Here is a 13,680-nt window from a genome sequence, read left to right on the forward strand (position 1 = left end):
CTTACTGCCGCACCGGCTTCTTCGCGAGCTTGCGCTGCAGCGTGCGGCGGTGCATGTTCAGCGCGCGCGCGGTCGCCGAGATGTTGTTGTTGTTCTCGGCCAGCACGCGCTGGATGTGCTCCCATTCGAGCCGGTCGACCGACAGCACGACCGGATTCTCGAGCGCCTCGTCGGCCTGCACTTCGGTCGCGTTGGTCTGCAGCGCGGCCAGGATCGACTCGACGTTCGCGGGCTTCGCGAGGTAGTTGTCGGCGCCTTCCTTCACCGCCTGCACGGCGGTCGCGATGCTCGCGTAACCGGTCAGCACCAGAATCCGCGCGTCGGGCTGCAGGTCGCACAGCGGCGCGATCAGGCTCAGGCCCGAATCCTCGCCGAGATGCAGGTCGACGGTGATGAACTGGAACTTGCCGCCCGCGGCAAGCCGGAGCGCCGCCTCCTTGTCGTGCGCCTGCTGGACCGCATAACCGCGGCGCTCGAGGCCGCGCGCGAGCGTGCCCGCGAACACCTCGTTGTCGTCGATCACCAGGAAATTGTTCTCGCTCATGTGGTTTCTCCGTCTACGTGTTGGTTGAGGCGACCGGCGCCGCGACGCGCACGACCGGCAGGCGCAGCACGGCCCGCGTGCCGGCCGTTCGTTCGGCCACGCGTTCGCCCGCGCGATGACCCGATGCAGCAGCGGCGTGACCATTCGCCGCACCGCCGGCCCGCCCGTTGCCGCCCGCCGCGCGCGGCGTGACATCGGACAGTTCGATTTCGCCGCCGAGCCGCGCGGCCGCACTGAACGCGAGGTACAGGCCGACCCCGTGCCCGCCCTGCGTGCTGTCGACCGGCATCGCGCCGAGCGATTCGCGCAGCGCGGCCGGAATGCCGGGCCCGTCGTCGCATACCTCGAATTCGATTTCGTCGGCCGCGCGGTCGTGCGCGACCTTCGCGGCCAGCGTCACGCGCTGCGGGCTCGCCCGCGCGGCGTTGTCGAGCAGGATCGTCAGGATCTGGCCGGCCGCGACCGTGTCGTCGAGCGCGACGCCCGCCGGACGCGCGCCGAGCAGCTCGAACTGCACGTGCGGATGCCGCAGGCGCCAGTGCTCGACGAACGTGTCGAGCCAGTCGTCCACCGGCTGGCGGCTCGCCGGCGCGCTCGCGCGGCTGCGCAGGCGCGCGAGCGCCGACGTGCAGAGCGTCATCTGTTCCTCGAGCACCCTCAGGTCGGCCTCGTAGCGGGCCAGCCCCGGATCGGCGCGCGCCGCGTCGCGCAGTTCCTCGGCGAGCATCGCGATCGTCGACAGCGGCGTGCCCATCTCGTGCGCGACGGTGGCGGCCTGCACGCCGAGCGCAACCGCCCGCTCGTCGCGCAGCAGGTGCTGCTGCGCTTCGCCGAGCGCCGAATCGCGCTGGCGCAGCGCCTTCGACATGCGCGCGACGAACCACGCGATCAACCCGACGCTGACCATGAAGTTCGCCCACATCCCGGTGCGGTAGTAGTCGAACAGGTTCGCGGGATTGTCCATGTTGAGCGGCACCGAATCGAAGCCGAGCGCCGCGTAGCAGGCGACCGCGAACGCCGCGAGCCAGATCATCAGGTGCCACGGCAGCACGGCCGCCGCGATCGCGAGCGACGGCAGGTACAGCGACACGAACGGGTTGGTCGTGCCGCCCGACAGGAACAGCAGCGCGGACAGCGCACCGAGGTCGACCCACAACTGGCCGAGCAGCTCGAAATTGGTCTCGGGCCGCGCGCGCAACACACGCACCCAGGTCAGCGCGTTGAAAACGATTTCGAGCGCGATGACCATCAGCATCGCCGGCAACGGCAGATGCACGCCGAAATAGGTCTGCACGACGCCGATCGTCACGAGCTGGCCGATGATCGCGAGATTGCGGAGCCAGAACAGGTGACTGAGGTTGACGCGCCCGGTGGTGGTGATTCGTTGCATCCGGGCAGTTTACCCGTTTAGCGGGCGGCGCCCCTAGCGGGGCCGGATCGGAGCCGGCGAACGAGGCGCGCACCGCATGCACGGCCCGCGCCGTCAGCCGGCCGCGCCGGTCATGCGCTGCGCGATCTCGTCGGCCAGGCACTCGGGGCACCGGCAGCGCGCGCCGGCCGCAGGCTGGGTGCCGCCACCGGGCAGCGCCGGCATCGACGCGCACCAGCAGTCGAACGGTTGCGTGCGCGCGCCGCAATCGAAGCCGCGCCCGCAGCGCGGGCAGCGCGCACGGTGCGGGGCGGAACGGGCGGCGGCGGCGGCGGCGGAATCGGTCATGGCGGAATCGCGGAAGCGGGCGTGAAGTCGCCCCACGCGACAAGCATAGCGCGGCGCACGGATCTTGCACGCCGGCCGCCTGGCCAAAGTGCGCCCCGAACGAGCCCGCCGCCGCTGCCCGCGCACCGTAGCCCGCATCGCGCGGCGCCATAGCCGGCGGGCCGCCGCGCAAGGTGTCAGACCCGCGCACACCGCCTTCCGGCCAGCCCAAAAACCCGATGCTGCGCTGCGCCACTCCTGTACAATTCGCCCTGTTTCAACCGTTCCCAGCCAGAGCTGCCGCCATGTCCGAGCCCATCGACCTCTCGCAGATCGCCCCTACTCTGAAAGCAGAAATCCTCGCCGAAGCGCTGCCGTACATCCGCCGCTACCACGGCAAGACCGTGGTCATCAAATACGGCGGCAATGCGATGACGGAAGAACGGCTCAAGCAGGGCTTCGCGCGCGACGTGATCCTGCTGAAACTGGTCGGCATCAATCCGGTGATCGTCCACGGCGGCGGCCCGCAGATCGACCAGGCGCTGAAGAAGATCGGCAAGGCCGGCACCTTCATCCAGGGCATGCGCGTGACTGACGAAGAGACGATGGAAGTCGTCGAATGGGTGCTGGGCGGCGAAGTGCAGCAGGACATCGTGACGCTGATCAACCACTTCGGCGGCCATGCGGTGGGCCTGACGGGCAAGGACGGCGGCCTGATCCACGCGCGCAAGCTGCTGATGCCGGACCGCGACAACCCGGGCCAGTACATCGACATCGGCCAGGTCGGCGAAGTCGAGGCGATCAACCCGGCGGTCGTGAAGGCGCTGCAGGACGACGCGTTCATCCCGGTGATCTCGCCGATCGGTTTCGGCGAAGACGGCCTGTCGTACAACATCAACGCCGACCTCGTCGCGGGCAAGCTCGCTACCGTGCTGAACGCCGAGAAGCTGCTGATGATGACCAACATCCCCGGCGTGATGGACAAGGACGGCAACCTGCTGACCGATCTGTCCGCGCGCGAGATCGACGCGCTGTTCGAGGACGGCACGATCTCGGGCGGCATGCTGCCGAAGATCTCGTCGGCGCTTGACGCCGCGAAGAGCGGCGTGAAGTCGGTGCACATCGTCGACGGCCGGATCGAGCACTCGGTGCTGCTGGAAATCCTGACCGAGCAGCCGTTCGGCACGATGATCCGCTCGCATTGAGCGCGCGCCGCAAGATCGTCAGCCCCGACCTGCCGGCCCCGCTGCGGCGCCGGCGCATCTCGCGCAGCCGGCCGCGCGCCGGCGCGCCGGTCTGGCTGTTCGATCTGGACAACACGCTTCATCACGCGTCGCACGCGATCTTTCCCGAGATCAACCGTGCGATGACGCAGTACATCATCGACGCGCTGCAGATCGAGCGCGTCGAAGCCGACCGGCTGCGCACCGGCTACACGCAGCGCTACGGCGCGGCGCTCCTCGGCCTCACGCGCCATCATCCGATCGATCCGCACGACTTCCTGCGCGCGGTCCACACGTTTTCCGACCTGCCCGGGATGCTGCGCGCCGAGCGCGGCCTCGCGCGCATCCTCGCCGCGCTGCCGGGCCGCAAGCTGGTGTTGACCAACGCGCCGGAGAACTACGCGCGCGCGGTGCTGCGCGAGCTGCGCATCGAACGGCTGTTCGAGCGCGTGATCGCGATCGAGCACATGCGCGACCGCCGCACCTGGCGCGCGAAGCCCGACCACACGATGCTGCGCCGGACGCTGCGTGCCGCGCATGTTCGGATGGCCGACGCGATCCTCGTCGAGGACACGCGCGGCCACCTGAAGCGCTACAAGCGCCTCGGCATCGGCACGGTCTGGATTACCGGCCATCTTCCCGGCGACCTGCCGGGTACCGGCCGCCCGCTTTATGTCGACCAGCGGATTCGTTCGTTAAAATCGCTTCGACTGGGCACTCGATCGGGGCGACAGAAATGCAGCCGACTCACCCGCAGGACCAAGCCGTAACGGACGATCAGGCATCACCCACCCGCACCCGTACGCGTCCGAAACCGGGCGAGCGTCGCGTGCACATCCTGCAGACGCTTGCGACGATGCTCGAGGCGCCGAAGCGCGAGAAGATCACGACGGCCTCGCTGGCGGCCCGGCTCGACGTGTCGGAAGCCGCGCTGTACCGCCATTTCCCGAGCAAGGCGAAGATGTACGAAGGGCTGATCGAGTTCATCGAGCAGTCGCTGTTCGGCCTCGTCAACCAGATCGTCGAGAAGGAGCCGAACGGCGTGCTGCAGGCCCGCACGATCGCGCTGACGATGCTCAGTTTCGCGGCGAAGAACCCCGGCATGACGCGCGTGCTGACGGGCGAGGCGCTGGTCGGCGAGGACGAGCGCCTCACCGAACGCGTGAACCAGCTGCTCGATCGCATCGAAGCAACCGTCAAGCAGTGCCTGCGGGTCGCGCGCACGGAGGCGAATGCGCCCGACGGTGCGGCACCGTTCGCGCTGCCGGCCGACTACGACCCGGCCGCGCGGGCGAGCCTGCTCGTCAGCTACGTGATCGGCCGGTGGCACCGCTTCGCGAAAGGCGGGTTCCAGAAGCCGCCCGGCGAGCAGGCCGACGCGCATCTGCGGTTGATCCTGCAGTGACCGGCGCCTGACGCGCGCGTCCAGCGCGCTCGCGATGCAGCCGATGCTGCGTCGCAATTCGAACTCGTCCAATATCGCATTCCCTCCGATCGGGTTAATTTTCACCCGTTTGCAATACAACGGGAGTGATCCGGTGAATCGCGAGTTTCCGCATTGTCAGACGTCCTCCGGCCGACAGCGCGCCGTGGCCGCGCCGCGCCGTTCTCTGCCGGCCGCACCACGCGCACCGCTGCTCGCGCATGCCGCGCTGCTTGCCGGCGCGATCATCCCGTGGCCATCATCGGCCCAGATCACCGACGGCGGCGCACAACGCGCGGACGGCGTCACGCTGGAAACCGCTCCCGGCGACTATTCGACGAGCAACTTCGGCAGCCCGGTGTTTTCCGCAGTCAACGGTGGCGTGCTGACCACCACCGGCAAGACGCGGCTGTTCGCGACCGGCACCTATTCGTCGGGGGCTTCCGCTTTCGGCGACGGGTCGCGCATCGCGCTGCGCGACACCGAAATCCGCACCCGCGGGTTCATCGGGACGGGCATCGACGTTCGCGCAGGCAGCAGCGCGACAGCCGAAAACATCTCGATCGACACCGACGGAAGAAGTGCACACGGCGTCTATGTCGACGTCAGCGGCAGCCGCGTCGACGTCACCGGCAGCGCGATCGTCACGCGCGGCCGCGAAGCGCACGGCATCGCGGTGAACAACGCACCCGGTGCGATCGTGAACGCCACCGATACGATCGTCCGCACCAGCGGCGACTTCGCATACGGCACGTTCGTCAGCTACGCCGACATCCATGCAACGCTTGCTCGCACCGACATCCGGACGAGCGGGGACTACGCGTCCGGGCTGTTCATGCCCGGCGCGTCCTCGGTCACGTTCAGCGACGCGCGCGTGGCCACCGACGGCGACCAGGCGCTCGGCATCGACACGCGCAGCGGCCGTGTCGAACTCGCGCGCACGCACGTGCACACGCAAGGCATCAACGCGCACGGGCTGTATGCATCGCAGGAAGGTAGCGAGACGCCGGTGGTGCTTGCAACGGACACCGACGTGACGACAGCCGGCGACCGTTCGGTCGGTGCCATCGCGCGGCTCGGCGGCAAGGTCGCCATGACGCACGGCGGGATCGCGACGGGCGGCGAACGCGCGTATGGGGTGCTCGCCAGCGGCGCCGGCTCCGTCGCGTCGCTCACGGACGCCACGGTGACGACGAGCGGCGTGGACGGCACGGCGCTGCGGGCAAGCGCCGGTGGCACGATCGGCCTGTCACGCACCGACGTGCGCACGACTGGCGACGGCGCGTGGGCCGCCGGCATTCACGGCGGCACGCTGACCGTCGATGGCGGCTCGCTCGTCAGCGAGCGGCACGGCGCGATCGACGTATCGGACGCACACGTCTCGCTGCAAAACGGCGCGCGCGTCGCCGGCGGCAACGGCACGCTGTTGTTCGTCGACGCACGCTCGGGTGCGCCGGTGCGGCTGACGCTCGATACGGACGCGCAAGCCGCCGGCGACATCGTGAACCGGCCGGCGGACGGCGGCGCCCCGCCGTCGCCCGCCGTGACCGATGTCGTGCTGTCCAATGGCGCCGCGTGGACGGGCGCGACCGATGCGGTACGCGCGCTGTCGCTCGACACGAACAGCCGGTGGACCGTCACCGCGGATTCGTCGGTCGGCTCCGTCGCGCTGAACGGCTCGACCATCGCATTCGCGCCTTCCGATGCGGGCGCGCCGCGCACGCTCGTCGTCTCGGGCGACTATGCGGCGCGCGACGGCAGGCTCGTCGTCAACACGACGCTGAACGACGACGCATCGCCATCCGACCGGATCGTGATCGACGGCGGGCACGCGTCCGGCCATACCGGCATCGTCGTCCGGCGTGCCGGCGGCAACGGCGCGCAGACCACCGTCGGCATCCCGATCGTCGAGACCCGCAACGGCGGCACGACGGACACCACCGCATTCACGCTCGACACCGGATCGGACGGTTATCGCCGCAGTTTCGGCACGGTGTCCGCCGGCGGCTACGACTACATGCTCGCGCGCAGCGGGAACGGCGGAAAGGAACACGACTGGTATCTCGTTTCCGCCGCGCGGCCCGAGCCGCCGGTGCCGCCCGGTCCGGTCGATCCCGAACCGCCTGTCCACCCCGAAATCCAGCCGCCGCCGCCTCCGCGCGCCGTCGCACCCGAGCCCGACGCGTATCTGGCCAATGCCGACGCCGCAGCGACGATGGCGATCCACACGCTGCATCAACGGGAAGATCGCACGCTGCGCACTGGCGATACCGCATCACGCCCGCTCGACGGCGCTGTCTGGCTGCGCGCAGAGGGCCAGATCACATCGGTATCGGGCGGCAATCGCAGTGTGTCCGGAAACGGCCGCCTGATTCACGCGGGCGCCGACCTGTTCCGTTTCGACGACGGTCGCGGCGGCCACTTCCGGGTCGGCGCGATGGGCATGTACGGCAGCCAGACGAGCTGGTCGACTCGCCCGCTGTGGAATGCCATCGAGCAGCGCGTCGCCGATGCCACCGCGCGCGGAAGCGTGTCCGGTTACAACATCGGCCTGTACGGCACCTGGTACGGCAACCGCGACATCCTGATCGGCCCTTACGTCGATGCGTGGGCCCTGGTCGGCGCCTATGCGAACAGCGTCGGCGGCAGTCTCGCGACCGACTCGTACCGATCGCGCACCGTGACGGGTTCGCTGGAAGGCGGTTATTCGTTCCGTTTCTACGAGCGCGGCGACACGCGTTTCCATGTCGAGCCCGAAGCGCAGCTCGTCGTGTCGGACTATCGCGCGGACGCCCATCGCGTTGCGGGCGGTCGTCTCGACGGGCAGGGCTCGGCCGACGTGCTGACCCGCGTCGGCGTACGCGTGCATGGCGTGACGATCACGCCGTCCGGACGTGAACTTCGGCCGTTCATCGACGCGAACTGGTGGCATGGCCCCGGGTCGCGGACGCTCACGCTCGACGGCAATGCGTTCTCGTTCGACGTGCCGCGCGATCGCGCGGCATTCCGGATCGGCGCGACCGGGCAGTGGTCGAAACGCTTCGCGGTATCGGCCGGCCTCGGGCTGGAATCGAACCTGTCCGACTATGCGGTCGTCAAGGGCGAGCTGGCGGCGAAATACCGGTGGTGACACCATGCGCCGACGGCCCGCCGCGGCCGCCCCGAAATCCGCTTGCCGCAAATTCCGCTATACTTTGCCGACATGCCGCCCCCTTGGCGGCATGTCGGAAGCGCGCCGATTTGCTGACTCGATTGCGGGCGCGCGAACCGGCCGGGGCCTCGTCCCGGCGGTTCACTACAAATGCGGCTAAAGAGGTCGTCAGCCGCGCACCTCCGACTCCGCGCATCGCCGACACCATTTAGCTGCCCAGTCATAAGGCGGAACGAATGGAATCGATCGGCATCGTCGCTCCACAGACCATGCACTTCGCCGAACCGCTACGCTTGCAAAGCGGCAGCGTGATCGGCAACTATCAGCTCGTCGTCGAGACGTACGGCGAGCTCAACGCCGCGCGCTCGAACGCGGTGCTCGTCTGCCACGCGCTCAACGCGTCGCACCACGTCGCCGGCGTCTACGCGGACGATCCGCGCAGTACCGGCTGGTGGGACAACATGGTCGGCCCCGGCAAGCCGCTCGACACCAACCGCTTCTTCGTGATCGGCGTGAACAACCTCGGCTCGTGTTTCGGCTCGACCGGCCCGATGAGCACCGATCCGTCGACCGGCAAGCCGTACGGCGCGCGCTACCCGGTCGTCACCGTCGAGGACTGGGTGCACGCGCAGGCGCGCGTCGCCGACGCGTTCGGCATCGAGCGCTTCGCCGCGGTGATGGGCGGCAGCCTCGGCGGGATGCAGGCGCTCGCGTGGAGCCTGATGTATCCGGAGCGCGTCGCGCACTGCATCGACATCGCGTCGACGCCGAAGCTGTCCGCGCAGAACATCGCGTTCAACGAGGTCGCGCGCTCGGCGATCCTGTCCGATCCCGACTTCCACGGCGGCGACTACTACGCGCACGACGTGAAACCGAAGCGCGGCCTGCGCGTCGCGCGGATGATCGGCCACATCACGTATCTGTCCGACGACGACATGGCCGAGAAATTCGGCCGTGCGTTGCGCCGCGCGGACGGCGCGCTCGACGCGTACAACTTCAGCTTCGACGTCGAATTCGAGGTCGAGTCGTACCTGCGCTACCAGGGCGACAAGTTCGCCGACTACTTCGACGCGAACACGTACCTGCTGATCACGCGCGCGCTCGACTACTTCGACCCGGCGAAGGCGTTCGACGGCAACCTGACGGCCGCGCTCGCGCAGACGCAGGCGAAATACCTGATCGCGAGCTTCTCGACCGACTGGCGTTTCGCGCCGGCGCGTTCGCGCGAAATCGTGAAGGCGCTGCTCGACAACAAGCGCACGGTCAGCTACGCGGAAATCGACGCGCCGCACGGCCACGACGCGTTCCTGCTCGACGACGCGCGTTATCACAACCTGATCCGCGCGTATTACGAACGAATCGCCAACGAGGTGGGTGCATGAACCAGCAAGCGCTGAATTCCCTGTCCGCGCGCGCGGACTTCCGCACGATCGCGCGCTGGGTCGAGCCGCGCTCGACCGTGCTCGACCTCGGCTGCGGCGACGGCTCGCTGCTCGCGCTGCTGATGGAGGAGCTGGACGTCACCGGCTACGGCATCGAACTGAACGACGCGGGCGTGCTCGCGAGCGCGAAGAACGGCATCAACGTAATCCAGCAGAATCTCGAGGATGGCCTGCGCCTGTTCGAGGACCACAGCTTCGACATCGCGATCCTGTCGCAAACGCTGCAGACGATCCACCAGACGGCCGCGATCCTGCGCGAAACGGCGCGCGTCGGCCGCGAGTGCATCGTGTCGTTCCCGAACTTCGGCTACTGGTCGCACCGGCTGTCGGTGCTGCACGGCCGCATGCCCGTGTCGAAATCGCTGCCGTACCAGTGGCACAACACGCCGAACGTCCGGGTGCTGACGATCAAGGATTTCGAGGCGCTCGCGCCCGAAGTCGGCGTCACGATCCTCGACCGCGTCGTGCTGCACGAAGGCCAGCCGATTCGATGGGGAGCGAACTGGCGTGGTAGTCTTGCTGTCTACCGCGTCAAGCGCAGCTGAGCCGGGGGGCCGTTGACGGACGCCGGGCCTGGCCCGCGCCGCTCCCTCCGCCGCGCGCTGCCGCCGCAATCAGTCAACGCTACCCAGTTCCAGTCCATGTCGAAAACGCCACACGAGGCGCCCGCACTCACCGCTCACGAGGATCACCCCGGCTGGCGAGCCTATCTGAACACGCACATGCTGATCTGCGTGTTCCTCGGCTTCACGTCGGGGCTGCCGCTCTTCACGCTCGTCTACCTCGTGCAGGCATGGCTGCGCTCCGAGGGCGTGAACCTGAAGGAAATCGGCCTGTTCGCGCTGATCCAGTTCCCGTATACGTGGAAGTTCCTGTGGGCGCCGCTGATGGACCGCTACCTCCCGCGCCTGCCCGGCTGGCGGCCGGGCCGCCGGCGCGGCTGGATGCTGCTCACGCAGGTGCTGGTCGCAGGCGCGATCGCCGCGCTCGGCTTCGTGTCGCCGCGCGATTCGATCTGGACGGTGGCCGCGCTCACGACGCTCGTCGCGTTCTTCGGCGCGAGTTCCGACATCGTGATCGACGCGTACCGCCGCGAGCTGCTGCGCGACACCGAGCAGGGTCTCGGCAACGCGGTGCACGTGAACGCGTACAAGCTCGCCGCGCTGATTCCCGGCTCGCTGGCGCTGATCCTGTCCGATCACATGCCGTGGGATGTCGTGTTCGCGATCACCGGCGCGTTCATGCTGCCGGGCATTCTGATGACGCTCGTCGTGCGCGAGCCCGAAGTGGTCGGCACGCCGCCGCGCAACCTGCGCGACGCGATCGTGCTGCCGTTCCGCGAATTCATCCAGCGCGACGGCTGGGCCGGCGCGCTGCTCGTCATCGCGTTCATCTTCCTGTTCAAGATCGGCGACACGATGGCCACCACGCTGTCGACGTCGTTCTTTCTCGACATCGGCTTCTCGCGCACCGAGATCGGCATCGTCGCGAAAACGACCGCGCTCGTCGCGAGCGTCGCCGGCGGCATCATCGGCGGCGTCTGGCTCGTGAAGATCGGCATCGGCCGCGGGCTGTGGATCTTCGGCGCGCTGCAGATGGTGTCGACGCTCGGCTTCGCGTGGCTCGCACAGCTCGGCCCCGGTTCACCCGTGCTCGCGATGCTCTACGACTTCACCGTGTCGACGAGCCACGCGATCGCATCGGCGCTGTCGATCTTCGGCATTACCGTCGCGCCGCAATTCAGCCCGATGACGGTCGCGCTCGCGCTCGTCTACGGCGTCGAAACCTTCACCACCGGCCTGACGATGGCCGCGTTCGTCGCCTATATCGCGAGCACGACCGATCCGCGCTACACGGCCACGCAGTTCGCGCTGTTCACGAGCCTCGCGTCGGTGCCGCGCACGCTCGCATCGGCCGCGAGCGGTTTCGTCGTCGCGAAGATCGGCTGGTTCGACTACTTCATCGTGTGCACCGCGCTCGCGATTCCCGGCATGCTGCTGCTGTTCAAGATCGCGCCGTGGAACGGTACCGCACGCAACGGCGAGGCCAGCCGTGCGCAGTAATCGCCTGCACCGCCTCGCGCGGGTTGCGGCTGCGTGGAGCGTCGGTGCCGCGGCATTGGCCGCGGGGTTCGCGCACGCGGCCGACACCGGCGCGAGCGCGGCGGGCTCCGCGCCGGCCACTTCGCCGCCCGCGGCCACGCCGTCGACCTCCGCCGCGCCCGTCCCGCCATCCGCCGCCGAAGCCGCGCAGCCGACCGGCGGCGCCGTGCAGGCGAAGGCTTATACGCAGACGCCGCAGCAGATCCGCTACGGCAACGCGATCGCCTTCCGCACGCTGATCCCGTCGCCGCTGCTCGAGCAGCTCACCGCGAACGAATACGCGCAGATCGTGCAGGCGGCCGCCGACAGCGACCGGCTGCTGCCCGCGAACCAGCCGCGCGTGAAGCGCCTGCGCGCGATCGTCGCGAAGCTCGCGCCGTATTCGGTGAAATGGAACGATCGCGTGAAGAACTGGACGTGGGACGTCAACGTGATCCGCTCGCGCGACATCCGCCTGACCTGCCTGCCGGGCGGCAAGGTGCTCGTGTACGGCGGCATGCTCGACCGCGTCCGCCTGAACGACGACGAGCTCGGCGTGCTGCTCGCGCACGGCATCGCGCACGCGCTGCGCGAACACGCGCGCAGCAACTTCAGCGCGACCTCGCAGACGTCGCTGCGCGCGGCCGCGCTGCCGCCGCTGTTCGGCGTCGGCGATCCGCTGCCGCAGGCACTGAACCTCGGCGAGCGCCTGCAGGCGCTCCATTACGACCCGACCGACGAGACCGAAGCCGACGTGATCGGCGGCGACATCGCCGCACGCGCGGGCTTCGATCCGCGCGCGGCGATCACGCTGTGGGACAAGCTGGCGGTCGCGACGCGCGCGAACAAGGCGACGGGCTTCATCTACACGCACCCGTACAGCACCGCCCGGCGTCAGGATCTGCTGAATCGCCTGCCCGACCTGATGCCGCTGTACGCGAAAGCTACGGCCAAGCGCGTCGACACGCTGCCCGACTACGCGGGCATCAGCGCGCAGCGGCGCAAGGTCGTGCGGCGCTGAGCGCTAGGCATCCACGTCCGCCGCGGCCGGCCGGACGCCGATTTCACGCATCCAGCGCACCTCGTCACCCGGGCTGCGGCCGAACAGCCGCTTGAACTCGCGGCTGAACTGCGACGCGCTCGCATAACCGACGCGCGCGGCCGCCGTGCCGGCGCCGACCCCGTCCTGCACCATCATCAACCGCGCCTGATGCAGCCGCGCGGCCTTCACATACTGCATCGGCGACGTCGCCGTTACGTGCTTGAACTGCGCGTGGAACACCGCGAGGCTCATCCCGGCCTCGCGCGCGAGCGTCTCGACGTCGAGATCGGCCGTCAGCTCCGCATGGATGCGCCGCAGCGCCTTCGCGATGCGGCCGAAGTGATGCTGCTGGACGAGCGCCGCGCGGATCGCGTCGCCCTGTGCGCCGGTCAGCACGCGATACGCGATCTCGCGCATGATCGCCGGCCCCAGCACGCGCGTGTCGTGCGGCGACGCGAGCGCCTCGAGCAGCCGCACCACCGCGTCGGCCAGCGGCGCATCGAGCGGCGTCGAATAGACGCCGAGCGGTTCGCTGACGGCCGCGCCGAGCGTCTCGTCGAGCAGGATCGCGAGCTCGGCGATCACAGCGAGATCGACACGGATCGAGATCGCGAGAAACGGCTCGTCCATGCTCGCGAAGGTCTCGCATTCGAACGGCAGCGGTACCGACAGCACGAGATACTGCTGCGCGTCGTAGACGAACGAGCGGTCGCCGAGATAACCGAGCTTGCGCCCCTGGCACACGACGATAATGCTCGGTTCGTACAGCACGGGCATGCGCGGCGCGGGACGGTTCACGCGGATGAAGCGCACGCCGTCGAGCGCCGCGAGCGTGTCGCCCTCGTTCGGCGCGAGGCGCGTGTGCAGCTCGATCATGCGGCGCTGCACGCGGTCGCCCGCGTCGGCAAAAAGGGGCTGGAAGCTCATCTGCGTGGTCCTGTCCGGCAAGAGAATCTGGCTCGCAATGTAGCACCATGATGGTGTTTTGACGGCTGTTCGCGTGCAATTCGAGAGAAATAGGCAAATCTTCGAGACCTTCGTGTATTTCGCCGCGGCGCCGCGCTCCTTACGATGACGT

The 13,680-nt window shown here is 68.8% G+C and carries 12 protein-coding genes; 8 read left to right on the plus strand and 4 right to left on the minus strand.

Translation table 11 applies throughout. The features are described 5' to 3' along the window. Position 1 precedes the first annotated feature (1 nt). From VL15_RS07900 to VL15_RS39745, 3 genes are all read right to left on the minus strand, one after another. The gene (locus VL15_RS07900) at positions 2-544 is read right to left on the minus strand and encodes a response regulator transcription factor (protein WP_021156278.1); all 543 of its coding nucleotides are present in this window, start codon (positions 542-544) and stop codon (positions 2-4) included. Between the two features lie 13 nt (positions 545-557). Then, positions 558-1,934, minus strand: coding sequence for an ATP-binding protein (locus VL15_RS07905; protein ID WP_048244650.1), 1,377 nt, complete (start codon positions 1,932-1,934; stop codon positions 558-560). A gap of 93 nt (positions 1,935-2,027) precedes the next feature. After that, positions 2,028-2,261 carry a cysteine-rich CWC family protein gene (locus VL15_RS39745; RefSeq protein ID WP_080970755.1) on the minus strand — a complete coding sequence of 78 codons (234 nt, stop codon included), beginning with the start codon at positions 2,259-2,261 and terminating at the stop codon, positions 2,028-2,030. 284 nt (positions 2,262-2,545) lie between these two features. On the opposite strand from VL15_RS39745, the gene argB reads away from it, so the two are divergent. The 8 genes from argB to VL15_RS07950 all read left to right on the plus strand — a co-directional run bounded on the left by argB (position 2,546) and on the right by VL15_RS07950 (position 12,581). Then, on the plus strand, positions 2,546-3,445 hold the full coding sequence (argB, locus tag VL15_RS07915) for an acetylglutamate kinase (protein ID WP_006754950.1): 900 nt from the start codon (positions 2,546-2,548) through the stop codon (positions 3,443-3,445). Beyond that, a complete protein-coding gene (locus VL15_RS07920) occupies positions 3,442-4,233 on the plus strand; it encodes a pyrimidine 5'-nucleotidase (protein WP_048244652.1) in 792 nt (263 codons plus the stop codon). Before argB ends, VL15_RS07920 begins: the two co-directional genes overlap by 4 nt. Then, on the plus strand, positions 4,200-4,868 hold the full coding sequence (gene slmA / locus VL15_RS07925) for a nucleoid occlusion factor SlmA (RefSeq protein ID WP_048244654.1): 669 nt from the start codon (positions 4,200-4,202) through the stop codon (positions 4,866-4,868). Before VL15_RS07920 ends, slmA begins: the two co-directional genes overlap by 34 nt. 184 nt (positions 4,869-5,052) lie before the next feature. Next, the gene (locus tag VL15_RS07930) at positions 5,053-8,016 is read left to right on the plus strand and encodes an autotransporter outer membrane beta-barrel domain-containing protein (protein WP_048244656.1); all 2,964 of its coding nucleotides are present in this window, start codon (positions 5,053-5,055) and stop codon (positions 8,014-8,016) included. A 257-nt stretch (positions 8,017-8,273) separates the two neighbouring features. Then, the gene (gene metX / locus VL15_RS07935) at positions 8,274-9,419 is read left to right on the plus strand and encodes a homoserine O-succinyltransferase MetX (protein ID WP_048244658.1); all 1,146 of its coding nucleotides are present in this window, start codon (positions 8,274-8,276) and stop codon (positions 9,417-9,419) included. Next, on the plus strand, positions 9,416-10,024 hold the full coding sequence (gene metW, locus VL15_RS07940; RefSeq protein WP_021156285.1) for a methionine biosynthesis protein MetW: 609 nt from the start codon (positions 9,416-9,418) through the stop codon (positions 10,022-10,024). Before metX ends, metW begins: the two co-directional genes overlap by 4 nt. A 96-nt stretch (positions 10,025-10,120) precedes the next feature. After that, complete coding sequence (locus tag VL15_RS07945) at positions 10,121-11,542, plus strand: AmpG family muropeptide MFS transporter (protein WP_048244660.1); 1,422 nt, start codon at positions 10,121-10,123, stop codon at positions 11,540-11,542. Continuing rightward, positions 11,532-12,581 (plus strand): M48 family metallopeptidase, encoded by a 1,050-nt coding sequence (locus tag VL15_RS07950; RefSeq protein WP_048244662.1) that lies wholly within the window; start codon positions 11,532-11,534, stop codon positions 12,579-12,581. Before VL15_RS07945 ends, VL15_RS07950 begins: the two co-directional genes overlap by 11 nt. Before the next feature lie 3 nt (positions 12,582-12,584). Here VL15_RS07950 and VL15_RS07955 read toward each other — a convergent pair whose 3' ends face one another. Continuing rightward, positions 12,585-13,529 carry an AraC family transcriptional regulator gene (locus tag VL15_RS07955; protein ID WP_048244664.1) on the minus strand — a complete coding sequence of 315 codons (945 nt, stop codon included), beginning with the start codon at positions 13,527-13,529 and terminating at the stop codon, positions 12,585-12,587. Between the last annotated feature and the right edge of the window lie 151 nt (positions 13,530-13,680).

The sequence above is a fragment of the Burkholderia cepacia genome (assembly GCF_001039005.1).
Classification (GTDB): Bacteria; Pseudomonadota; Gammaproteobacteria; order Burkholderiales; family Burkholderiaceae; genus Burkholderia; species Burkholderia theae.